Origin of the sequence: Kineococcus sp. NPDC059986 (assembly GCF_040702905.1) — a bacterium.
GTDB lineage: Bacteria > Actinomycetota > Actinomycetes > Actinomycetales > Kineococcaceae > Kineococcus.
In genome coordinates this window covers 1-21,950 of record NZ_JBFBND010000006.1, presented here as the reverse complement: position 1 = coordinate 21,950, position 21,950 = coordinate 1, and the positions used below count along the sequence as shown (strand labels likewise).

At 71.9% G+C, this 21,950-nt stretch carries 21 protein-coding genes and 1 pseudogene; 10 read left to right on the top strand and 12 right to left on the bottom strand.

Translation table 11 applies throughout. From position 1 onward, the window contains the following. Positions 1-25: 25 nt before the first annotated feature. Both AB0637_RS06625 and AB0637_RS06620 read left to right on the top strand, forming a co-directional pair. Positions 26-1,810 (top strand): DEDD exonuclease domain-containing protein, encoded by a 1,785-nt coding sequence (locus AB0637_RS06625; protein ID WP_366170570.1) that lies wholly within the window; start codon positions 26-28, stop codon positions 1,808-1,810. Then, positions 1,807-2,085: an Lrp/AsnC ligand binding domain-containing protein gene (locus AB0637_RS06620; protein ID WP_366170568.1), complete on the top strand. Its 279-nt coding sequence runs from the start codon at positions 1,807-1,809 to the stop codon at positions 2,083-2,085. Before AB0637_RS06625 ends, AB0637_RS06620 begins: the two co-directional genes overlap by 4 nt. 19 nt (positions 2,086-2,104) lie before the next feature. Here the strand turns inward: AB0637_RS06620 and trpD are convergent, their stop codons facing one another. Further along, positions 2,105-3,163 (bottom strand): anthranilate phosphoribosyltransferase, encoded by a 1,059-nt coding sequence (gene trpD / locus AB0637_RS06615; protein WP_366170566.1) that lies wholly within the window; start codon positions 3,161-3,163, stop codon positions 2,105-2,107. 332 nt (positions 3,164-3,495) lie between these two features. Here trpD and AB0637_RS06610 point away from each other — a divergent pair, with 332 nt between their 5' ends. The 5 genes from AB0637_RS06610 (at position 3,496) to AB0637_RS06590 (ending at position 8,684) form a co-directional block, all read left to right on the top strand. Further along, positions 3,496-4,155 carry a heme-copper oxidase subunit III gene (locus AB0637_RS06610; RefSeq protein ID WP_366170564.1) on the top strand — a complete coding sequence of 220 codons (660 nt, stop codon included), beginning with the start codon at positions 3,496-3,498 and terminating at the stop codon, positions 4,153-4,155. Positions 4,156-4,267: 112 nt separating this feature from the next. Then, complete coding sequence (locus tag AB0637_RS06605; RefSeq protein WP_366170805.1) at positions 4,268-5,062, top strand: cytochrome c; 795 nt, start codon at positions 4,268-4,270, stop codon at positions 5,060-5,062. A gap of 49 nt (positions 5,063-5,111) precedes the next feature. Beyond that, positions 5,112-6,143, top strand: a complete 1,032-nt coding sequence (locus tag AB0637_RS06600) for a Rieske 2Fe-2S domain-containing protein (protein ID WP_366170562.1) — start codon at positions 5,112-5,114, stop codon at positions 6,141-6,143. Then, a complete protein-coding gene (locus tag AB0637_RS06595) occupies positions 6,140-7,813 on the top strand; it encodes a ubiquinol-cytochrome c reductase cytochrome b subunit (RefSeq protein ID WP_366170560.1) in 1,674 nt (557 codons plus the stop codon). Before AB0637_RS06600 ends, AB0637_RS06595 begins: the two co-directional genes overlap by 4 nt. Positions 7,814-7,922: 109 nt before the next feature. Continuing rightward, entirely contained in the window at positions 7,923-8,684 is a 762-nt protein-coding gene (locus tag AB0637_RS06590; RefSeq protein WP_366170558.1) for an SDR family oxidoreductase, read from the top strand. Positions 8,685-8,739: 55 nt separating this feature from the next. Here the strand turns inward: AB0637_RS06590 and AB0637_RS06585 are convergent, their stop codons facing one another. The 8 genes from AB0637_RS06585 to AB0637_RS06550 form a co-directional block, all read right to left on the bottom strand. Beyond that, complete coding sequence (locus AB0637_RS06585) at positions 8,740-9,708, bottom strand: lysylphosphatidylglycerol synthase transmembrane domain-containing protein (RefSeq protein WP_366170556.1); 969 nt, start codon at positions 9,706-9,708, stop codon at positions 8,740-8,742. Continuing rightward, positions 9,678-10,922, bottom strand: coding sequence for an Ig-like domain-containing protein (locus tag AB0637_RS06580; RefSeq protein ID WP_366170554.1), 1,245 nt, complete (start codon positions 10,920-10,922; stop codon positions 9,678-9,680). Before AB0637_RS06580 ends, AB0637_RS06585 begins: the two co-directional genes overlap by 31 nt. A 226-nt stretch (positions 10,923-11,148) precedes the next feature. After that, positions 11,149-11,550 (bottom strand): cytochrome c oxidase subunit 4, encoded by a 402-nt coding sequence (locus AB0637_RS06575; protein WP_366170552.1) that lies wholly within the window; start codon positions 11,548-11,550, stop codon positions 11,149-11,151. Between the two features lie 3 nt (positions 11,551-11,553). After that, positions 11,554-13,320, bottom strand: coding sequence for a cytochrome c oxidase subunit I (gene ctaD / locus AB0637_RS06570; RefSeq protein WP_366170550.1), 1,767 nt, complete (start codon positions 13,318-13,320; stop codon positions 11,554-11,556). Then, a complete protein-coding gene (coxB, locus tag AB0637_RS06565) occupies positions 13,320-14,249 on the bottom strand; it encodes a cytochrome c oxidase subunit II (protein ID WP_366170548.1) in 930 nt (309 codons plus the stop codon). The genes ctaD and coxB overlap by 1 nt, the downstream gene beginning before the upstream one ends. 91 nt (positions 14,250-14,340) lie before the next feature. Beyond that, positions 14,341-15,102: a leucyl/phenylalanyl-tRNA--protein transferase gene (gene aat, locus AB0637_RS06560; RefSeq protein WP_366170546.1), complete on the bottom strand. Its 762-nt coding sequence runs from the start codon at positions 15,100-15,102 to the stop codon at positions 14,341-14,343. A gap of 55 nt (positions 15,103-15,157) precedes the next feature. Then, positions 15,158-15,553, bottom strand: a complete 396-nt coding sequence (locus tag AB0637_RS06555; protein ID WP_366170544.1) for an iron-sulfur cluster assembly accessory protein — start codon at positions 15,551-15,553, stop codon at positions 15,158-15,160. Between the two features lie 89 nt (positions 15,554-15,642). After that, the gene (locus AB0637_RS06550) at positions 15,643-17,127 is read right to left on the bottom strand and encodes a dipeptidase (protein WP_366170803.1); all 1,485 of its coding nucleotides are present in this window, start codon (positions 17,125-17,127) and stop codon (positions 15,643-15,645) included. Positions 17,128-17,177: 50 nt separating this feature from the next. On the opposite strand from AB0637_RS06550, the gene AB0637_RS06545 reads away from it, so the two are divergent. Genes AB0637_RS06545 through AB0637_RS06535 form a run of 3 tightly spaced genes read left to right on the top strand, consistent with a single transcriptional unit; the run spans position 17,178 to position 19,763 of the window. Further along, a complete protein-coding gene (locus AB0637_RS06545; protein WP_366170542.1) occupies positions 17,178-17,771 on the top strand; it encodes a DUF3043 domain-containing protein in 594 nt (197 codons plus the stop codon). A 16-nt stretch (positions 17,772-17,787) separates the two neighbouring features. Further along, positions 17,788-18,699, top strand: a complete 912-nt coding sequence (locus AB0637_RS06540) for a COX15/CtaA family protein (protein ID WP_366170540.1) — start codon at positions 17,788-17,790, stop codon at positions 18,697-18,699. Positions 18,700-18,752: 53 nt separating this feature from the next. Then, positions 18,753-19,763 (top strand): aldo/keto reductase family protein, encoded by a 1,011-nt coding sequence (locus AB0637_RS06535; RefSeq protein WP_366170538.1) that lies wholly within the window; start codon positions 18,753-18,755, stop codon positions 19,761-19,763. Between the two features lie 92 nt (positions 19,764-19,855). On the opposite strand, the gene AB0637_RS06530 is transcribed toward AB0637_RS06535, so the two are convergent. From AB0637_RS06530 to AB0637_RS06520, 3 genes and pseudogenes are all read right to left on the bottom strand, one after another. Next, positions 19,856-20,065, bottom strand: a complete 210-nt coding sequence (locus AB0637_RS06530; RefSeq protein WP_366170536.1) for a hypothetical protein — start codon at positions 20,063-20,065, stop codon at positions 19,856-19,858. Positions 20,066-20,074: 9 nt separating this feature from the next. Next, positions 20,075-21,676 (bottom strand): MFS transporter, encoded by a 1,602-nt coding sequence (locus AB0637_RS06525; protein ID WP_366170534.1) that lies wholly within the window; start codon positions 21,674-21,676, stop codon positions 20,075-20,077. Positions 21,677-21,748: 72 nt separating this feature from the next. Then, positions 21,749-21,950, bottom strand: a pseudogene (locus tag AB0637_RS06520) (IS630 family transposase); the annotation flags it as partial.

Here is a 21,950-nt window from a genome sequence, read left to right as displayed (position 1 = left end):
GGACCGCTCGCCTAGCGTCCGGCCCATGCCCGGCACCACCGCACCCGCGAGCTTCCAGGCCAGCTTCGAAGACCTCGGACAGCCGCTGGCGGACGTCACCTTCGTCGTCCTCGACCTCGAGACGACCGGCGGCCCGCCGTCGGGCGCGGAGATCACCGAGGTCGGGGCGGTCAAGGTCCGCGGCGGGCAGGTGCTGGGCGAGTTCCAGACGCTCGTCCGCCCCGCCTCCCCCATCCCCGCCTTCGTCCAGGTCCTCACGGGCATCACCAACCGGATGGTCGCGGGGTCGCCGACGACGGCGCAGGTCCTGCCGAGCTTCCTGGAGTTCGCCGGTTTCGAGCGGGGGGCCGTGCTGGTGGCCCACAACGCGCCGTACGACGTGAGCTTCCTCAAGGCCGCGTGCACGCTCACCGGACGGCCGTGGCCGTCCCCCCGGGTCGTCGACACCGTCGTCCTGGCCCGCCAGCTCGTCGACCGCGACGAGGCGCCCAACCGCAAGCTGGGCACGCTGGCGCGCCTCTTCGGCACGACGACCACCCCGGACCACCGGGCGCTGCACGACGCCCGCGCGACGGTGGACGTCCTGCACGCGCTGCTGGCCCGCGTCGGCAACCGGGGCGTGCACTCCCTGGAGGACCTCGCGGCGTTCACGGCCACGGCGGTCAACCCGGCCCGGCGGGCCAAGAAGCACCTGGCCGTGGGGCTGCCGTCGGCGCCGGGTGTCTACCAGTTCCGCGACGCGGCGGGCCGCGTCCTCTACGTCGGGACGTCGGTGGACGTCCACCGGCGCGTCCGGTCGTACTTCACGGCCTCGGAGAGCCGCCCGCGGATGACCGAGATGGTCCGCGCGGCGACGACGGTGGTGCCCGTCGTGTGCGAGACGCCGCTGGAGGCGCGGGTGCGCGAGCTGCGCCTCATCGCCGAGCACGCCCCGCCCTACAACCGGCGCTCCAAGGCGCCGGAGAAGGTCACGTGGGTCAAGCTCACGGCCGACGCCTGGCCCCGACTGTCCCTCGTCAAGCAGGTCCGCGACGACACCGCCGAGGGGGCGGAGTACCTCGGGCCGTTCCGGTCGGCCCGCACGGCCGAGCTCGCCGTCGCGGCCCTGCACGACGTCCACCCGCTGCGCCAGTGCACCCGGCGCATTCCCCGCGCCCCACGCCCCGACGGGCCCGGGGCGTGCGTGCTGGCCGAGATCGGCCGCTGCGGGGCGCCCTGCCTCGGCACGGCCCGCGGGGGCCAGGACGCGCAGTCCTACGCCGAGGTCGTCGACCAGGTCCGGCGGGCCCTGCGCGAGGACGCGGCCGCCACCGTGGAGCACGGGCACCGCCGGCTGCAGGCGCTGGCCGCCCAGGAGCGCTACGAGGAGGCCGCCGGCACGCGCGACCGCCTCGAGGCCTTCCTGCAGGCCGCCGACCGGTCCCAGCGCCGCGGTCCGGTGGCGGCCAGTCCCGAGATCGTCGCCGCCCGCCGCAGCGCCCCGACGCCGGGCTGGCCCACGGGCGGCTGGGAGGTCGTGCTCATCCGCTACGGCCGCCTGGCCGGGACGTGCCTCACCCCCCGCGGCGCCGACCCCATGCCCCACATCGAGGCGTTGCGCGCCACGGGCGAGGTGGTCGCACCCCCGGCCCCCGGTCGCCCGGGGCTGCTCGTGGAGGAGACGGACGCACTGCTCGGCTGGCTGGAGCAGCCGGGGGTCCGCCTCGTGGACGTGCCGGACGCGGACGCCTCGCCGTGGACCTGCCCAGTGCGCGGGGCGGGCTGGGCGCGGAGCCGGCTGGCGGCGACGGCGGTAGCCTCACCCGGGTGATCACCGCCATCGTCAACGTGGCCTGCGACGGCCGGCGCATCCCCGAGGTCGCCCAGACCCTGGCCGAGCTCGACGGGGTCAGCGAGGTCTACTCGGTGACCGGGGACGTCGACCTCGTCGTCATGGTCCGGGTCCGCGAGCACGAGCACCTCGCGGACGTCATCGCCGGGGGCATCAGCAGAGTCGAAGGCGTCGTGTCGACGACGACGAACATCGCCTTCCGGGCCTACTCCCGCCACGACCTCGAGTCCGCCTTCGCCCTCGGCGTCGACTGACCCGCACCCCGCGGGACGGTCAGGCGGAGGCGCGCACCCAGCGGTCGAGGACGTCCGCGGCGGCACCGGAGTCCAGCGACGCCTCGGCCTGTCGCATGCCCTCCGTGAGGTGGGCCACGAGGCCCTCGGCCAGCCCGGCACCCCCGGGCGCCCGCACGCCGGCCGCCACGAGCGCGGCGGCGGCGTTGAGCACGACGGTCTCGCGGACGGGGCCGCGGGTCCCGGCGAGCAGGTCCCGCACGACACCGGCGTTGTGCGCGGCATCCGCCCCCCGCAGGTCGGCCAGCGTCGTGGGGGCCAGCCCCAGGTCGGCGACGGGGTCCAGGGCGAGCTCGGTGACGCTCCCGTGGTCGACGACCCACACGCGGGCCGGGCCCGTGCTCGTCAGCTCGTCGAGGCCGTCGTCGCCGCGGAACACCACGGCCTGCGTGCCGCGGCCGGCGAAGACGTCCGCGACGAGCGGGGCCGCGCGCCGGTCGGCGACCCCGACGGCGGTGGCACCGGCGCGGGCCGGGTTCGTGAGGGGCCCCAGGACGTTGAAGGCCGTGGGCACCCCGAGGCCACCGCGCACGCGCCCCGCGTGCCGCATGGCCGGGTGGAAGACCTGGGCGAAGCAGAACGTGATGCCGACCTCGACGGCGAGCTCACCGACGCGCCGAGGCGGCAGGTCCAGCCGCACGCCCAGCGCCTCGAGGACGTCCGCGGACCCCGAGGACGACGTCGCCGCCCGGTTGCCGTGCTTGACGACGCGGTGCCCGGCGCCGGCGAGGACGAGCGAGCCCATCGTCGAGATGTTCACGGTGTGGGCGCGGTCCCCACCGGTGCCCACGAGGTCGACGATCGGACCGGGCACGGACAGCGGGAGGGCGTGGGCGAGCATCGCGTCCGCCAACCCCGTGAGCTCCTGGCTCGTCTCGCCCTTGGCCCGCAGCGCCACGAGGAAACCCGCCAGCTGCGCGTCGGCGGCGTCACCGCTCATCACCTGGTCCATGGCCCAGCCGGTCTGCGCCGCCGTCAGGTCGTGACCGGCGAGCAGCTCGGTCAGCAGCCCTGCCCACGTGGGTGCGGCGGTGGTCATGGCGTCCTCGGCTCCCAGCGGGTCGTCGGCAGGTGGATCGTCATCGCCACGGCGTCCCCGCAGCGCTCCGCACCCTACTGACGGCACCCGACGGGCGGGTCGACCGCCCCGTCGCGACGCGTGACGCACACCACCCCCCAGATCGAGACCCTTTCGTGATGCGGCACTGAGGTCTGCCTCACCGACAGGCCCGTCCCCCGCACGGACGCGCCACCTCGACCACCCTGCGCACGACCTCCGCACAGCGTGTGCGGAACCTCCCCCACCCGGCGGAACGGTGGTCTACGACACGTTGTCGGTCCCCGAGCGGCGAACCGCGCCAGGGGTGGGGCATGATTGGCGCCGTGGCGAGTGCACAGGCTGTCCAGAGCAGTACCCCGAGTCCTGCACACGGGTCGGTGAACCGACCCAACATGGTGTCGGTCGGCGTGATCGTGTGGCTGTCCAGCGAGCTGATGTTCTTCGCCGGGCTCTTCGCCATGTACTTCACGATCCGCTCCGTGGCACCGGCGCTGTGGGAGTCCGGACCGGAGCTCCTCAACGTCCCGTTCTCGAGCGTCAACACGACGATCCTCGTGATCTCGTCGTTCTGGTGCCAGTTCGGCGTCTTCGCGGCGGAACGCTTCCAGCCGCGACGCACGGGCGGGCCCCTGCAGTTCTCCAAGTGGGGCATGCAGGAGTGGTTCATCCTCACCTACATCTTCGGCGCCCTGTTCGTCGTGGGCCAGGTCTTCGAGTACGCCGAGCTGGCGCACAAGGGCCTGACGATCGCCACGAACGCCTACGGCTCGGTCTTCATCCTCGCCACCGGCTTCCACGGCATCCACGTCTTCGGCGGTCTCATCGCCTTCCTCATGGTCATCGGCCGCTCCTACGCCTCCAAGCGCTTCGGCCACCAGGAGGCGACGAGCGCCATCGTCATCTCGTACTACTGGCACTTCGTCGACGTCGTGTGGATCGGCCTCTTCACGGTCATCTACGTCCTCAAGTGACGAGCAGGACCTCGACGACGTTCCCCTGCAGTTCCGATCGCCCCCGTAGGAAGCGAGCACCAGCACCGTGACCAGGACCCTCACCGCACTCAGCTCCCGACGGCGCCACCCCATGGCCGTCGTCGTCCTGATCGCGCTGGCGCTGCTCCTCGTCGGGGGCCTGTACGCGGCCCTGTCTCCCCGCGAGGCCCAGGCGACCACCGCGACGGCCTCGGCCGACGACATCGAGACCGGCAAGAAGCTCTTCCTCGCCAACTGCTCCACCTGCCACGGCATCAACGCCCAGGGCGGCGGCGTGGTCGAGGGCAAGAACCCCGGCCCCTCCCTCATCGGCGTGGGCGCGGCCTCGGTCGACTTCCAGGTCGGCACCGGGCGCATGCCGCTGGCCCAGTCGGGTGCGCAGGCCCCCGAGGTCGACAAGATCCGCTTCTCGCAGGAGCAGATCGACCAGATGGCGGCCTACATCGCCTCTCTGGCCCCGGGCCCGGCCATCCCGACCGAGGAGCAGCTCGACACGAGCGGCGTCTCGAACGAGGAGGTGGCCCGCGGTGCGGCGATCTTCCGGACGAACTGCGCCATGTGCCACAACTCCCAGGGCAAGGGCGGCGCGCTGACCGCCGGCAAGTACGCCCCGGACCTGACGGGCGTCTCGGCCAAGCACATCTACGAGGCGATGCAGACCGGGCCGCAGTCGATGCCGGTCTTCAACGACAACAACATCAGCCCCGAGGACAAGACGGCGATCATCGCCTGGCTGACCGACCGCGGCGGCGAGAACACCCGCGTCGACCCGGGCGGGCTGACCCTCGGGTCGCTCGGCCCGGTCTCCGAGGGCCTCGTGGCGTGGATCGCGGGCATCGGCGCCCTCATCGGCGTCTCGGTCTGGCTGGGGATGAAGTCCTCCTGATGAGCACCTCCTCCAAGAGCAACGTGAAGGAACCGGACGGGCAGGGAGCATGAGCGACATCGAACGCGCCGACGAGGCGCACGGGCAGCCGGGGACCACCCTGGCCAAGCCCGAGGGCGGCGTTCCCGACCGCTTCGAGAACCCGGGGCTGCCGGAGCACCGCCACCGCATGGGCGACACCGACCCGGCGGCCGCCAAGCGCGCCGAGCGTCAGGTCGCCTTCTTCCTGGTGCTGTCGATCCTCGGGTCGATCGGGATCATCGTCTCGATCATCGCCATCAAGTACGACGGCAGCTTCGACCGCGTGAGCATGTCGACGAAGGCCATCGGCCTGTCGATGTTCGTCTCCCTGTTCGCGCTGGGTGTCGGCGCCGTGCACTGGGCCAAGACCCTCATGCCCGACGACGAGCGCATCGACATGCGCCACCGCCAGCGCGGCACCACGGCCGAGCGCGAGGAGGCCGTGTCCATCCTCAAGGAGGGTGCGTCCGAGGCCGGCCTCGGCCGTCGCCCCCTCATCCGGAACACCCTCATCGGTGCCCTGGCGCTCTTCCCGATCCCCGCGGTCTTCTTCTTCCGCGACACCGGGCCGCTGCCGGGCAACGACCTCTCCACCACGATGTGGAAGGCGGGGATCCACCTCACCAAGGACCCCGAGGGCGGGCGCATCCGCGCTGCGGACGTCACCCTCGGCTCGGTCGTCCACGTGCTGCCGGAAGGCATCGAAGAGGTTGACCACCCCCTGAACGAGAAGGCCAAGTCCGCCGTGCTGATCATGCGGCTGGAGCAGGACCTCCTGAGCGCGAAGCAGAACGAGTGGGGCGTCGACGGAACCGTCGCCTACTCGAAGATCTGCACCCACATGGGCTGCCCGGTGGCCCTGTACGAACAGCAGACCCACCACCTGCTGTGCCCCTGCCACCAGTCGACCTTCGACTTGACGCAGGACTGCAAGGTGATCTTCGGCCCCGCCAAGCGGCCCCTCCCCCAGCTGCCCATCGCAGTGGACGACGAGGGATACCTGGTGGCGACGAGCGGCTTCCACGAAGCCGTGGGCCCGAGCTTCTGGGAGCGCGGATGAGCACCATCGACAAGGCGGCGGGTGGCGTCGCCAACTTCGCCGACGACACCGTCGGCGCGAGCAAGGTCGTCAACGGGTTCGCCCGCAAGATCTTCCCCGACCACTGGTCGTTCATGCTCGGCGAGATCACGCTGTACAGCTTCGTGATCCTGCTCCTCACGGGGACGTTCCTGACGTTCTTCTACGAGCCGAGCGCCGCCGAGACGACCTACATGGGGAACTACATCCCCCTGGTCGGCCAGCACGTCTCCGAGGCGTACGAGTCCTCCCTGCGGTTGTCGTTCGACATCCGCGGCGGTCTGCTCATGCGCCAGGTCCACCACTGGGCGGCGCTGGTCTTCGTGGCCGCGACGATCGTCCACATGGCGCGCGTCTTCTTCACCGGCGCGTTCCGCAAGCCGCGCGAGGTCAACTGGGTCATCGGCTCGATCCTCGCGATCCTCGCCGTGTTCGAGGGCTTCACCGGCTACTCGCTCCCCGACGACCTGCTGTCGGGCACCGGGATCCGCATCGCTCAGGCGATCATCCTGGCCGTGCCGGTCGTCGGCAGCTACGTCAGCTTCTTCCTGTTCGGCGGCGAGTTCCCCGGGACCGACTTCATCCCGCGGTTCTTCACGATCCACATCCTGCTGCTGCCGGCGGTCATCCTGGCCCTCATCGCCGTCCACCTCATGCTGGTCGTCGTGCACAAGCACACCCAGTACCCCGGCCCCGGCCGGACCGAGGACAACGTCGTGGGCTTCCCGCTCTTCCCCGTGTACATGGCGAAGGCCGGTGGGTTCTTCTTCATCGTCTTCGGTGTCATCGCGGCGCTGGGTGCGCTGGTGCAGATCAACGCGATCTGGGCCTACGGCGCCTACGACCCCTCCCCCGTGACCGCCGGTTCGCAGCCGGACTGGTACATGGGCTGGCTCGACGGTGCGGTCCGCCTCATGCCGGGGTGGTTCGAGTTCGACCTGTGGGGCTTCACGTTCTCGATGAACATCTTCATCCCCACCACCGTGACGATCCTGTTCACGATGGGCGCGATGATCCTGTACCCGTGGATCGAGCAGGCCGCGACGGGCGACCGTCGTGAGCACCACCTGCTGGACCGTCCGCGCAACCAGCCGACCCGCACCGGGCTCGGCGTCATGGCGCTGACGTTCTACATCCTGCTCTGGATCTCCGGCGGGAACGACATCATCGCCCACATGATGAGCCTGTCGATCAACGACATCACGCGGTCGCTGCGCGTCCTCGTGTTCGCGTTGCCGGCGCTGGCCTTCGTCGTCACCAAGCGCATCTGCCTCGGGCTGCAGCGCAAGGACCGCGAGAAGGCCCTGCACGGTCGCGAGACCGGGCGCATCGTCCGGCTGCCGCACGGCGAGTTCATCGAGGTCCACGCTCCCCTCACGGACCTCGAGCGCTGGACCCTCGTCCAGCACGACTCGCTGCGTCCGATGGAGATCGAGGACCGCGTCGATGCCGGGAACCCGGACACGCTGATCGGCAAGGTCCAGCGCCGCCTCTCGAAGTTCTACTTCGAGGACCGCGTCGAGCCGGTGACCCCGGCCGAGCTGGCCGCGGCGCACGGCGACCACCACGGCGAGCTCGGCGCGGCGCACGCCGACGAGCTCGACCGGGCTGACAACCCGGCCATCGGGACGTCGCAGACGACCCACGGCTGACGCACCACCTGAAGGGCCCCGAGCCACCGGCTCGGGGCCCTTCTGCGTGGGCGGCCCCGTCGCTCGCGCACCCCGAGCACCGTCCGACGAACAGTTAGGCTCCTCCCCCGTGACCAACCCCCTCGCCCCCGGCAGCCTCTCCGGCCAGCGCGTCCTCATCACCGGTTCCTCCCGCGGCATCGGCGCCCAGACCGCGACGTACGTCGCCGAGGCGGGCGCCTCCGTCGTCGTGAACTACCGGAACAAGGCGGCCCGCGCGGACAAGCTCGTCGCCACGCTGACCGCCGGTGGCGCGACCGCCGTGGCGGTCGCGGCCGACCTCACGGACCCGGCATCGGTCCAGGCGATGTTCGACCGCGTGCAGACCGAGCTCGGCGGGCTCGACGTGCTCGTGCTCAACGCCTCCGGCGGCATGGAGCAGGGCGTCGCCGAGGACTACGCGATGCAGCTGAACCGGGACGCCCAGGTCAACGCCCTGACGACCGCCCTGCCGCTGCTGGCGCCCGGGTCGCGCATCGTCTTCGTGACGAGCCACCAGGCGCACTTCATCCACACGACCCCGACGATGCCGGAGTACGAACCGGTCGCGCGGAGCAAGCGCGCCGGCGAGGACGCGCTGCGCGCGCTCATCCCCACCGTCGAGGAAGCAGGCGTCGAGTTCGTCGTCGTCTCCGGCGACATGATCGAGGGCACCATCACCGCCACCCTGCTCGAGCGGTCCAACCCCGGTGCCCTCGCCACCCGCAAGGAGGCCGCCGGCAAGCTCTACGACGTCGCCGAGTTCGCCGCCGAGGTGGCCCTCGCGGTCGTCGAGCCGGTCCCCGCCGACCACACCCGCTACGTCGGGGACATCTCCTCCTTCACGGCCTGAGACCCGGCCCGAGCGAGACGACGCCGGGGCACCCGCGCGGGTGCCCCGGCGGGCCTCAGACGGCGTGCCGCTGCCGCAACCACAGCAGCGCGACCCAGGCCGGCGGGACGCGCACCCAGAACGTGAGCGCCCGGTGCAGCAGGGCCGCCGACAGCGCCGCCTCGGCGCCCAGCCCGCAGGCGACGAGTCCCGCCGTGAGCGCGGCCTCGGAGGCGCCGATGCCCCCCGGCACCGGGACGGCCGCCGTCACCGCGGAACTGCCCACGACGACCAGCACCAGGAGCAGCAGCGGTGCTGCTCCCCCGACGGCGCGCGCCGAGCACGCCAGGGTCGCGGCGAAGCCGAGCGGGACGGCCAGGTGCCCGAGCACCGCCACGGCGACGCGTCCGGGGTGCGTGAGGACCCGGCGCAGGGCCGGCCACTCCGCGCGCACGGGCGCCACGACCCGCGCGCGGGTCCACCGGCGCGCCCGGGGGTGCAGGCGCACCACGAGGACGGCGACCGCGAGGGCGGCCGCACCTCCCCCCAGGACGGGCCACGGGACGCTGACGGCAGACTCCGCCGACCGCCCCGCCCCCAGCAGGGCTGCCAGGACGAGCCCCCCGGTGACGAGGAACGACGTCGACTGGACGATGCCGATGGTCGTGACGGCGACGGCAAGCGGCAACGGGCGTCGCTGCAGGTAACGGACCGTGAGGGCCACCCCGCCCGTGCTCGAAGGCGTCACGAGGTTCACGAAGGACGTCGCGAGCCAGACGACCGTCGTGCGCCCCACGGGCAGTGGGACGGGCGACAGAGCCGTCATGGACGCGACGTTGCCGAACAGCGGCAGGAGCGAACAGGCGGCCGCGGCCAGCACCCAGGTCGGGTCCGCCGACCGCAACCGCTCCCCCAGGTCGGCCGCCTCGAGCCGTCGGGCGAGGACGCAGACGGCCACGACGGTGGCGACGACGAGGGCGACCCGCCAGACCCGGCGGGCCGCCACCCGCCGGCTCAGGCGTGCAGCGCCGAACCCTGCTGCCACTGCTGGTAGGTCTCGTTCCACACGGTGAAGCCGTTGCCCGGCTCGATGCCGCGGTTGCTGCCCGTGTAGACGACGACGTCCCCGACCTTGGAGTTGTCGAACATCCACTTGGCGTTCTCGGTGCTCATGCCGGTGCAGCCGTGGCTCACGTTCGCCCGGCCCTGCGAGGAGACCGACCAGGGCGCCGCGTGCAGGAACTCACCGGAGTTGGTGACGCGCAGCGCGTACTTCACGTTGACGTCGTAGTAGTTCGGGTCGTCCTGGCCGATGCCCGTCGTCTCCGAGTTCATCTGCCGGGACGCCTCGAGGCTCATGATGACCTTGGTCCCGCTGCGCGTGACGAACTTGCCACCGCTGCCGGACTGCCCGAGCGTCACGGGAATGGTCTTCACGACCTGCCCGTCGCGGGTCACCGTGAGGGTGTGCGCGGCGATGTCGACCGTGCTGACCATGGCCGAGCCGATGGTGAAGTCGATGTCGCGGGTCTTGCCCCACACCCCCGGGGCCACCTCGACGGTGCCGAGGTCGATGTCGACGTGCACCTGGGAGTGCGCGGGCCAGTACTGCTCGGGGCGGTACTCGACCTTCGTGCTGGACTGCCAGCTCCAGGACCCCGGCACCGCGGTGGGGGTCACGGTGACGTGCAGGTTCTCCTCCACGAGGCGGCGGCGGTCGTCCGCGACGGGCGAGTCGAAGGTGACGATGACCGGCATCCCGACGCCGACCTCGCGGCCGGACAGCGGCGCCACGGCAGGGAAGGCCGTCGCGGCGGGCGTCAGCGTCGTCAGGGTGCTGTCGTGGGTGGTCGGCGTGCCGGACGCGCCCGCGGCGACGGCGTGGACCGTGTAGGCCGTCCCCAGCGCGAGCGCGCCCTGGGAGGTCCAGGTCGTGCCGGCGGCGTCGAGCGCGCCGGTCAGGGGGGTGCCGTCGGGGGCGGTCACGGTGACGTCCGTGAGCTTGCCGTCGGCGACGGTGACGGTGACGGGGGCGTCGGGCCGGACGTCGACCGCGGCGTTCGCCGGGGTCACCGTGACGGTGGGTGGTGTCGCGGACGGCGAGGCCGCCGGCGACGCGCCCTGGCCCGTGCCGGCGGCAACGCCCGACCCGTCCTGACAGGCAGCGACGGCCGGGACCGCAGCGGCGGCCAGCAGGACGCCGACGAGCGTGCGGCGGCGGACCGACGTGGACGGACCAGGACGGTGCTTCGAACTCATCACAGAAAGTGTTCTCCCCCGGGCGCGAACGCCCCTCTCGTGCTTCCCCCGCCGACCATGGTCGCACCTCGGCGGTCTGCTGGAGGGACGCCGCGCGCATCCGCCGCGTTGCACGGAACCGTGTCACGGATCTGTGACACACGGACCCCACCGGTGGCTCCGACGGCGCCGGAACGCCGTAGGGCCCCGCACCGGAACGGTGCGGGGCCCTACGGACCGGACGTGCTCAGTGGGCGTGCTCGCCCTTGTAGTACTCGAAGACCCAGCCCACGATCATCGGCACCGAGATGACGACACCGATGAGCCACAGCCACCAGCCGACGGCCACCCCGAAGAAGGTGATCGCGCCACCGGCAGCCAGGTACAGCGGCCACCAGGAGTGCGGGGAGAAGAAGCCCTGCTCCCCCGCGCCCTCGGAGACGTCGGCCCGCGGGTTGTCCTCGGGACGCTCGTCGATGCGGCGGGCGGTGATCGTCAGGTACGTGCCGACGAGGAGCGCCAGCCCACCGGTGAGCAGGAGGGCGATGAAGCCGACCCACTCGTCCCAGCGGGTGAGCATCCCGTAGACGAAGGCGACGGGGATGAAGAACAGGATCCCGCCGGAGAACAGCCAGGTTTCAGGCTTCATCGGTCACTGCCCTCCGTGGACGTCTTCACGGCCGCGACGGTCGGAGCCGCCGTACACCGCATCGAGAAGATTGCCGCCACCGTCGTGGTTGTCGTGCGCCGCGACCTCGGGGTGGTGCAGGTCGAAGGCAGGACGCTCGGAGCGGATGCGCGGCAGCGAGGTGAAGTTGTGCCGCGGCGGGGGGCAGGACGTCGCCCACTCCAGCGAGGCGCCGTAGCCCCACGGGTCGTCCACGGTGACCTTCTCGCCGAAGCGGGCGGTCCGGTAGACGTTCCACAGGAAGGGCAGGAACGACAGGCCCAGGACGAACGAACCGATCGTGGAGATCTGGTTCATCGTCTCGAAGCCTTCACCCTTGAGGTAGTCGGCGTAGCGGCGCGGCATGCCGGCCGCACCGAGCCAGTGCTGGATGAGGAACGTCGTGTGGAACCCGACGAACAGCAGCCAGAAGTGCAGCTTGCCCCAGCCCTCGTGCAGCATCTTGCCCGTGAGCTTGGGCCACCAGAAGTAGAAGCCCGCGAACATCGCGAACACGACGGTGCCGAAGACGACGTAGTGGAAGTGCGCCACGACGAAGTAGGAGTCGGACAGCTGGAAGTCCAGCGGCGGCGCGGACAGGATGACACCGGTCAGACCACCGAAGAGGAAGGTCACGAGGAACCCGACGGCCCACAGCATGGGCGTGTCGAAGGTCAGCGACCCGCGCCACATCGTGCCGATCCAGTTGAAGAACTTCACGCCCGTCGGGACGGCGATGAGCATCGTCATGAAGGCGAAGAACGGCAGCAGGACCTTGCCGGTCACGTACATGTGGTGCGCCCAGACCGTCACCGAGAGACCGGCGATGGAGATGGTCGCGAAGACCAGGCCCTTGTAGCCGAAGACGGGCTTGCGGCTGAAGACCGGGAAGATCTCCGTCACGATGCCGAAGAAGGGCAACGCGATGATGTAGACCTCCGGGTGCCCGAAGAACCAGAACAGGTGCTGCCACAGGATCGGCCCGCCGTTGGCGGCCTCGAAGACGTGGGCCCCGAGGATGCGGTCCGCGGCCAGCGCCAGCAGCGCGGCGGCCAGCACCGGGAACGCCATGAGGATCAGGACGCTCGTGATGAGCGTGTTCCACGTGAAGATCGGCATCCGGAACATCGTCATGCCGGGCGCGCGCATGCAGATGATCGTGGTGATGAAGTTGACCGCACCGAGGATCGTGCCGAACCCGGAGAAGGCCAGGCCCATGACCCAGAGGTTGCCGCCCAGCCCCGGGGAGTGGACGACGTCGCTCAGCGGCGCGTAGGCGAACCAGCCGAAGCTCGCCGCCCCGCCCGGCGTGACGAAGCCGGCACCGGCGATGAGACCGCCGAAGAGGAACAGCCAGTACGCGAACATGTTCAACCGCGGGAAGGCGACGTCCGGCGCACCGATCTGCAACGGCATGATCGCGTTGGCGAAGGCCGCGAAGAGCGGGGTCGCGAAGAGCAGCAGCATCACCGTGCCGTGCATGGTGAACGCCTGGTTGTACTCGTTCTTGGTGGCGAACACCTGCATGCCGGGCTCGAAGAGCTCGGCGCGGATGAGCAGCGCCATGATCCCGCCGAGCAGGAACCAGATGAACGAGGTGATGAAGTACAGGTTGCCGATGACCTTGTGGTCGGTGCTGGACAACCAGTTGGCGATGACGCGACCGCGCGAGCGCGGCACGACCGCACCGAGCGGCTGGCGCACGGTGACGCGCGCTGCCGCACCGGGCAGTTCGAAGCTCTCAGCAGCCATCAGTTCTCCCCCTCGTTCGAGTGGACCGAGTCGGCCTGGACCCCGGCGAGCTCTTCAGCTCCCGCGAGGGTGGTCGGCAGGGACCCGGTCTGGCCGGCCGCCGCGAGGTCGTCGAGGTGCTGCTGGTACTCGTCCGCCGAGACGACCTTCACGTTGAAGAGCATCTCGGAGTGGTACTCACCGCACAGCTCGGCGCACTTGCCCTGGAAGTCGCCCTCCTTGGTGGGGGTGACCTGGAACTTGTTCGGGCTGCCCGGGATCATGTCCATCTTCATGAGGAAGGCGGGGATCCAGAACGAGTGGATGACGTCGCGCGAGTACAGGTCGAACTGGACCGTCTCGTTGACCGGCAGGTACAGCGTCGGGAGGTTCTCCTCCACGCCCGTGCGGCCCGACAGGTCCGCCTGGCGGCCGGTGTCGTAGACGCCCGGCTGGGAGTTGTTCTCCAGGTAGTTGAAGTCCCACGACCACTTCTTGCCGACGACCTGGACGGTCAGGTCCGGGGTCTTCGACGTGTCGAGGATGGCCTGCTGGTCACGCGCCACGTAGTAGAAGAGGACGCCGACCATCATGACCGGGACGATCGTGTAGAGGATCTCGATCGGCATGTTGTAGCGGACCTGCGCCGGCAGTTCCGGGTCGTTCTTGCGGCGGCGGTAGGCCACGACGCACCAGATCGTCAGGCCCCAGACGAAGACGCCGACCACGAGGGCGGCGATCCAGGACCCGTCCCAGAGCTGGGAGATCCGTGGGGTCATGTCCGTGGCGCCGATGCTGGCGTCGGGGAGGAAGAAGTTGCTCGCCGAAGCGTTCGGCCAGTCCCCCGCACAGCCGGTCAACAGCAGCGCCGCAGCCCCGGTCAGGGCGCCGGCCAGCAGCGCCTTGGGGGGACGGCGACGACGCGTCGCGCCCGAGTCTCGCGTACCCAACGTCGGCCTCTCCACGTGCGAGCAGTGAACGGGGACGTTTCGTGCTCGTGACGCGTTGGTCCTGAGCAGAGTGGCCCCTCGGGAAGAGAGACTACCCCCCGTCGTAGTCGTTCGGCCGATCGGGGCGCGCCGGACCTGCCGGACGCAGGGGCCGGGGCACAGGTCGGGCCAGGGCGGTGCTCAGCGAGGCGAGGTAGTACGCCCGGGGCACCTCCTGCACCCCCAGCGTCGCGAGGTGCTCCGTGCGCCACTGGACGTCGACGAGGCGACCGCTCACCCCGTCCGACGTCATGACCTCCGCCAGCGCCACGACGGCGGCCTTGGAGGCGTCCGTGACCCGGTGGAACTTCGACTCGGCCGCGAAGAGCCCGCCCAGGCTCAGCCCGTACAGGCCTCCGACGAGCTCGCCGTCGCGCCAGACCTCCACGGAGTGCGCCCACCCGAGCCGGTGCAGCCGTCCGTAGGCGCGCGCCACCTCCGCGGTGATCCACGCCCCGGAGCGCGAGGGGTCGGCACAGCCCTCGACGACGGCGTCGAAGGCGGTGTCCAGGCGCACCTCGAACGTGCGCAGCGACCGGCGCAGCGACCGCGAGACGTGGACCTCCTCGGGGACGAGGACGCCCCGCGGGTCCGGGGACCACCAGCCGAGGGGTCCGCGACCGCCCCCGCCGAGCCCCATGGGGAACAGGCCCCGGCGGTAGGCGTCCAGGACGGTGGCCGGCTGCAGGTCGCCGCCGGCGGCGACGAGGTCCTCGCCGTCCTCGGCCGCGAGGTCGCCGAAGGCGAAGCGGGCCGGGCCGACGTCGAACCGCTCGCGACCGACCGGCTCGCGCGGCGGGGCGGCTGCCCACACGCGAGCGGCCCCCGTCCCCGGGGAGGGGGCGGGGGCCGGTCGGCCGCGTGCGGGATCAGCTGAAGGAGTCACCGCAGGCGCAGCTGCTCCCCGCGTTGGGGTTGTCGATGGTGAAGCCCTGCTTCTCGATGGTGTCGGCGAAGTCGATCGTCGCGCCGTCGAGGTACGGGCCGCTCATCTTGTCGACCACGACCCCGACACCGTCGAAGTCGCGCACGGCGTCCCCGTCGAGGGTCCGCTCGTCGAAGTAGAGCTGGTAGATGAGGCCCGAGCAGCCACCGGGCTGCACGGCGATGCGCAGGCGGAGGTCGTCACGACCCTCCTGCTCGAGCAGCGTGCGCACCTTGGTCGCGGCCACGTCGGTCAGCAGGACCCCGTGGGTCGCCGCGTCGGCGGTGGTCTGGGCCGTCGCCTCGGCGGTCGTCACCGGGGTGTCGCTGGTGGTGGTCATGAGCATCGTCTCCGGAAGCGCTCGGGGCGGGCTGTCGGAGGGGACAACCGCCGCGGCGGCCGCCCTGTTCCCCAACGGGTCCGTCCAGGTTACGCCCGCCGACCGCCCGCAGCCCGCGCCGCCAGCCCGTCCAGCAGCAGGACCTCCCCGAGGCAGACCTTGGCGAAGTCGCCCAGGTGCAGGGACTCGTCCGCCCCGTGGGCGCGGGAGTCGGGGTCCTCGACCCCCGTGACGAGGATGGCCGCCTCCGGGTAGACGGCGGAGAGGTCGGCGATGAACGGGATCGACCCGCCCATCCCCATCTCGACCGTGGGGACGCCGAACGCCGTGCCGAAGGCCTCGCGCGCGACGGCGTGGGCGGGGACGGAGGTGTCGGCGGAGAACGCCTGCCCCTCCTCGCCGTCGTCGACGCGCACCCGCGCCCCGAACGGGGCGTTGGCCAGCAGGTGCCGCCGCAATGCCGTCATGGCCGCCGAGGGGTCCTGACCGGGGGCGATGCGCATGCTGATCTTGGCCCGGGCCGAGGGGACGAGCGTGTTGCTCGCGCGGTCGACGGGGGTGGCGTCCAGACCGATGACGGCGATCGCGGGCTTGGTCCACAGGCGGTCGGCCACCGTGCCCGTGCCGGCGAGCCGCACCTCCGGCAGCACGCCGGCGTCGGCGCGGAAGGTGGCCTCGTCGAGGTCGACGACGGGGGCCGCCGAGCTGTGCAGCCCGTCGACGGCCACGTCGCCGTCCGCGTCGTGCAGCGTGGCGAGCAGCCGCGCCAGGCACGTCAGCGCGTCCAGGACCGGACCGCCGTTGACGCCCGAGTGGACGGCGTGGGACAGGACGTCGACGGTGACGTCGCAGTCGACCAGGCCGCGCAGGGTCGTCGTGAGGGCGGGCACCCCGACCCGCCAGTTGCCCGAGTCGGCCACGACGATGACGTCCGCGGCCAGGGCCTGCCGGTGCTGCTCGAGGAAGGCGCCGAAGGTCGGCGAGCCGATCTCCTCCTCGCCCTCCACGAAGACCGTGACGCCCACGCCGTCCTGCGGACCCCAGGTCCGCAGGAGGGTGCGCAGCGCGTGCACGTGCGCCATGACCCCGGCCTTGTCGTCGGCGGCCCCGCGGCCGAAGAGACGGCCCTCGCGCTCGGTCGGCTCGAAGGGCGGGCTGGCCCAGTCCTCGTCGCGCCCGGGCGGCTGGACGTCGTGGTGGGCGTAGAGCAGGACGGTGGGGGCACCGGCGGGGGCGGGTCGGTGGCCGATGACCGCGGGGTGGGACTCCAGGTCCCCGCCGTCGGGCCCCGCACCCGCCGCGCGCGCGGTGACGACGTCCACCTGCGGCAGCCCGGCACCCCGCAGCAGCTCGGCGACGGCCGCGGCGCTCGCGTGCACGTGCGCGGGGTCGAAGGCCCGCGCGGAGACGCTCGGGATCCGCACGAGCGCCTCGAGGTCGGCGCGGGTGGCGGCGTCCTGGGCGGCCGAGGCCGCCCGCAGCCGCGCGACGCGCTCGACGCCGGGACCGGTGGGCTCGTCGGGGCTGACCGAGGCGCTGACCGTGGGATCGCTCACACCGCGGACGCTACACATCACGGTCCGCGACAGGGTCCGGGCCTCCCCCGGTGACGTACCCTTCCCCTGTGTTCGGACGCTCGAAGGACAAGTCGGCCCCCGCGGTCGAGCAGACGCCCGCCGTCGAGCTGACGAAGGTGGGTGGCAAGGGTCGCCCGACCCCCAAGCGCAGCGAGGCGCAGGCCCGCAACCAGCGCCCCCTCGTGCCGGCCGACCGCAAGGCCGCGCAGAAGGCCAACCGCGAGGCCCAGCGCGAGGAGCGCGCCAAGATGCAGGCCGCCCTCATGACGGGCGACGAGCGCTACCTGCCGATCCGCGACCGCGGCCCGCAGCGGCGCTTCGTGCGCGACGTCGTCGACGCGCGCCGCAACGTGGGCGAGTACTTCCTCATCATCGCCGGCGTCTCGCTCGTCCTGTCGATGGTGGCGACCCCCCTGGGGTCCACGACGCTCGTGCTCGCGACGACCCTCGTGATCTACGCCATGCTCGCGATCGTCGTGGTCGACAGCATCCTGCTGGGCCGCAAGGTCAAGCGGGCCCTCGCCGTGAAGTTCGACGCACCCGAGCGCGGTCTCGTCTCCTACGGCGTGACCCGCGCGCTGCAGATCCGCCGCATGCGCCGACCGGTCCCGATGGTGGCCCGCGGCGCCCACCCCGCCTGAGCGCGCTGAGCCCGTCATGAGCCCCGCACCCACGACGCACTCGCGCGCCGTCCGCTGGACGACCACGATCGCCGTCGCCGTCGCCGTCCTCATCATCGTCACCGGCGGCATCGTCCGCGTGACCGGTTCCGGTCTCGGCTGCCCGACGTGGCCGCGCTGCACCGCCGAGTCCTTCACGTCCGCGACCGCCTCGACGGGTCTGCACGGGGCCATCGAGTTCGGCAACCGGATGCTCACGACGGTCATCTGCCTCGCCGTCGGCGCCGTGATCATCGCCTGCCTGCTGCAGCGGCCGCGCCACCGTGCGCTGCTCTTCTCCGCGTGGGGCCAGTTCGTCGGCGTCCTGCTCAACGCCGTCGTCGGCGGCATCACGGTGCTCACGGGCCTGAACCCCTACGTCGTCGCCGCGCACTTCCTGGCCGCGATCGCCCTGCTCGTCTCCACGACCGTCAGCTACGACATCGCCCACCGGGCCCACGTGCCCGCCCCGGCCGAGCGCACCCGCCGGCTCGCGCGCTGGCTCGTCGTGGTGACGGGCGTCGTGGTCGTCATCGGCACGGTCGTGACCGGCGCCGGGCCGCACCCCGGCGACAGCACCGAGGTGCACCGCATCCCGGTGCACTGGGCGAGCGTGACCGTCGTCCACGGCGTCTTCGCCGTCGCGGCGCTCGTGCTGTCGGCCGTCGTCGTCGTGGTCGCGAAGCGGTCCGGCGACGAGCTCGTCCGCCGTCGCGCGACGATCCTGCTCGTGCTGTTCGTCGCGCAGGCCGCGCTCGGCACGTTCCAGAGCCTCGACGGTCTGCCCGGTCTCGCCGTCGTCCTGCACCTCGGCGGTGCGGCGCTCACCGCGGCCGGCGCGACGCGCGTCCTGCTCGCCGCCCGGTCCACGACCGTCGACCGGCGCGCCCCGGAGGCCCTCGTCGTCTGAGGACGGCGAACCCGACCCTCGCCCTGGGCGGGGCATCGGGTTAGGTTCGCGGCATGGAGTTCCGACACCTGGGCCGCAGTGGCCTCAAAGTCTCCGAGATCACCTACGGCAACTGGCTCACCCACGGTTCCCAAGTCGAGAACGAGGCGGCCGTCGCGTGCGTGCACGCCGCCCTCGACGCCGGCATCTCGACCTTCGACACGGCGGACGTCTACGCCAACACGGCCGCCGAGACGGTCCTCGGCACGGCCCTGAAGGGTCAGCGCCGCGAGAGCCTGGAGATCCTCACCAAGGTCTACTTCCCGACCGGCCCCAAGGGGCACAACGACTCCGGTCTGTCCCGCAAGCACGTGCTGGAGTCGATCGACGGGTCGCTGCGCCGCCTCGGCACCGACCACGTCGACGTCTACCAGGCCCACCGCTGGGACGTCTCGACGCCGGTCGAGGAGACGATGCAGGCCTTCGCCGACGTGGTCCGCGCGGGGAAGGCGCTCTACATCGGCGTCAGCGAGTGGACGGCCGACCAACTGCGGCAGGGCCACGAACTGGCCGACGACCTGGGCTTCCAGCTCATCTCGAACCAGCCGCAGTACTCCGCGCTCTACCGCGTCATCGAGGCCGAGGTCGTGCCGACCTCCCGCGAGGTCGGCATCTCGCAGATCGTGTTCTCCCCCGTCGCCCAGGGCGTCCTCACCGGGAAGTACACCCCGGGCGGTGCGCCACCGGAGGGCAGCCGCGCCACGGACGAGAAGGGCGGCAAGCAGATGATCAGCCGCTGGATGCGCGACGACGTGCTGTCGCGGGTCCAGGAGCTGAAGTCGGTCGCGCGCGAGCTCGAGTTGTCGATGGCCCAGCTCGCCGTGGCGTGGGTGCTGCAGAACGACAACGTGGCGTCCGCGATCATCGGCGCCTCCCGCCCCGAGCAGGTGCGCGAGAACGTCAAGGCCTCCGGCGTGAGGATCCCGGCCGAACTGCTCCAGCGCATCGACGCCGTCCTCGGTGACGTGGTCGAGCGCGACCCGGCGCGCACCGCCGCGACCTCCCCCACCGAACGCCCCTCCTGACCCCTCCGCGGGTCCCGGGGGAGGGGATCGTTGACGCATCCGGCTCGTAGGTCGAGCCGGATGCGTCGACGAGGACTCCCCCGGAGGGACGGTCAGTCAGCGGGGCGCAGCGACAGCGGCCCGTGGACCTTCGCGCCGTCGGCCCAGAGCTGGACGTTCTCGACGCCCTGCTCGCGCAGCCCGCGCCACGACTCACCGATCCAGACCTCGGCGTCGGCCTGCGTCGGGAACACGGTGCTGTCCCCCGCGACCGCCCGGCCCTCGGCGTCCTCGTACGTCCACGTCCACTGCGTCGGTCTCACGGGGCGACGCTACCCGGCGCGGTGCTTGGCCACCGAGGCGTCGTGCGCCCCGTGGTGTCGGTGGTGGTGTCCGGAACCGTGCCCCGGGCCGTCACCGTCGTCGCCGTGCTGGCGCCGCCGCTGGTCGACGACGGCGAGCACGAGCGCGAGGAGCACGAGGCCGAGGGACACCCGCAGACCGTGGGACAGCGCCTGGCCGAACACGTCCTGCACCTGCGGCGGCGTCCCCTGCCCCGACCCGGCGGCCCGCGCCTGACCGCCGAGCCCGGCGCCGGCGACGGTGGAGAAGAAGATCGCGGTCGTCGCCGCGACCCCCACCGCCGAGCCGACGCGCTGCCCCGTCTGCAGGACACCGCCGGCGACCCCGGCCACGCGCGGTGGGACGTCGGCCAGGGCGAGGGTCTGGTTCGGGGAGATGACGAGGCCCGACCCGGCCCCGGCCACGGCGAGGCAGGCGGACAGGGCGATCGCGCCCGCCGTCCCCTGCACCGAGGCGGCGACGAGGTCGGCCGCCAGAAGCCCGACGGCGACGACGGCGAGGCCGACGACGACGATCGTCCGCCCGCGGGTGGAGACCTTCCGGCCACCGACCTGGGCGAAGATCCCGGACATGACGGCGAAGGGCGTCTGCACCAGCCCCGCCTGCCACGGGGCGAGCCCCAGGCCGGACTGCAGGTACAGCGTCACCACGAGGAAGATGCCGGTGAACCCGGCGAAGTAGGCGATGCCGACGAGGGCCCCGACGCTGTACGAGGGGGTCTTCACCAGGGCGGCGTCGACGACGGGTTCGCGACCGTGCCGGCCCTCCCACCGCTCCCAGGCCACGAACGCCCCGAGCAGCGCCGCCCCCGGGACGAGGAACAACCAGCGCAGGGGCGAGTCGCCCTGACCGGTCGTCAGGACGAAGGGCAGCATCCCGAACACGGTGGCGGCGGCCAGCAGGAGCAACCCGGGCACGTCGAGGTGCAACCGCCCCGGTGCCCGGTCGGGATCCCTGCCGGGCAACCACTTCCAGGCCAGTGGGATGAGGACGAGCCCGATGGGGACGTTGACGAGGAACACCCCGCGCCAGCCCTCCTGCTCGCCGAAGACGGCGAGGATGGCCCCGCCGAGCAGCGGGCCCACGGCCGTCGAGAGCCCGATGGTCGTGCCGAACGCGCCGAAGGCGCGGCCCCGCTCGGCGCCGGTGAACAGCTGCTGGATGAGGGCGAGGACCTGCGGGTTCACGAGGCCTGCGCTGATCCCCTGGGCGAGCCGGACGAGCGCGAGGGCGGTGGCGGACTGGACGAGACCGGCGGCCGCGCTCGTCAGCACGAACCCGGAGAGGCCGAGGACGAACATCAGCCGGCGCGAGTACAGGTCGCCGATGCGGCCCGCGGGGACGAGGACGAGTCCGAACGCGAGGGCGTACCCCGCGACGATCCACTGGACCTGCGCGGAGCCCGCCCCGAGGGAGGACTCGATGGAGGGCAGGGCGACGTTCACGATGGAGACGTCGAGCAGGGTCATGAAGCCGACCACAAGGCACACCGCGAGGGCGCGCCAGCGGTTGGGGTCAGGGGTCCCGGTGGTGCTCGGGTCGCCGCTGGGGCGCCGGGCCGTGTCGGTCACGGGTCTCCTCGGGGTGTTTCGCTGGGCAACCGTCGAAGCGTCACCCGCGCGGACCGACCGCACAACTCGGGACTAGTGTCGTGAGTCGATGATTCGTTGGCAGTAGTCGCCGAGCGACTCCAGGATCTGCTCGGCGGTCTTGACCCAGACGTAGGGACGAGGGTTCTCGTTCCACGTCGTGATCCAGGACCGGATGTCGGCGTTCAGTGCCCGGACCGAGCGATGGGTGGAGCGCTGCAGCTTCTTGGTGGTCAGCTCGGCGAACCAGCGCTCG

What these genes read in the sequence shown, in the direction of transcription:
- AB0637_RS06625 (WP_366170570.1), top strand. Translation starts at nt 26, where the DNA reads ATGCCCGGCACCACCGCACCCGCGAGCTTCCAGGCCAGCTTCGAAGAC.
- trpD (WP_366170566.1), bottom strand. Translation starts at nt 3,163, where the DNA reads ATGACCACCGCCGCACCCACGTGGGCAGGGCTGCTGACCGAGCTGCTC.
- AB0637_RS06610 (WP_366170564.1), top strand. Translation starts at nt 3,496, where the DNA reads ATGATTGGCGCCGTGGCGAGTGCACAGGCTGTCCAGAGCAGTACCCCG.
- AB0637_RS06605 (WP_366170805.1), top strand. Translation starts at nt 4,268, where the DNA reads ATGGCCGTCGTCGTCCTGATCGCGCTGGCGCTGCTCCTCGTCGGGGGC.
- AB0637_RS06600 (WP_366170562.1), top strand. Translation starts at nt 5,112, where the DNA reads ATGAGCGACATCGAACGCGCCGACGAGGCGCACGGGCAGCCGGGGACC.
- AB0637_RS06595 (WP_366170560.1), top strand. Translation starts at nt 6,140, where the DNA reads ATGAGCACCATCGACAAGGCGGCGGGTGGCGTCGCCAACTTCGCCGAC.
- AB0637_RS06580 (WP_366170554.1), bottom strand. Translation starts at nt 10,922, where the DNA reads ATGAGTTCGAAGCACCGTCCTGGTCCGTCCACGTCGGTCCGCCGCCGC.
- AB0637_RS06575 (WP_366170552.1), bottom strand. Translation starts at nt 11,550, where the DNA reads ATGAAGCCTGAAACCTGGCTGTTCTCCGGCGGGATCCTGTTCTTCATC.
- ctaD (WP_366170550.1), bottom strand. Translation starts at nt 13,320, where the DNA reads ATGGCTGCTGAGAGCTTCGAACTGCCCGGTGCGGCAGCGCGCGTCACC.
- AB0637_RS06555 (WP_366170544.1), bottom strand. Translation starts at nt 15,553, where the DNA reads ATGACCACCACCAGCGACACCCCGGTGACGACCGCCGAGGCGACGGCC.
- AB0637_RS06550 (WP_366170803.1), bottom strand. Translation starts at nt 17,127, where the DNA reads ATGTGTAGCGTCCGCGGTGTGAGCGATCCCACGGTCAGCGCCTCGGTC.
- AB0637_RS06540 (WP_366170540.1), top strand. Translation starts at nt 17,788, where the DNA reads ATGAGCCCCGCACCCACGACGCACTCGCGCGCCGTCCGCTGGACGACC.
- AB0637_RS06535 (WP_366170538.1), top strand. Translation starts at nt 18,753, where the DNA reads ATGGAGTTCCGACACCTGGGCCGCAGTGGCCTCAAAGTCTCCGAGATC.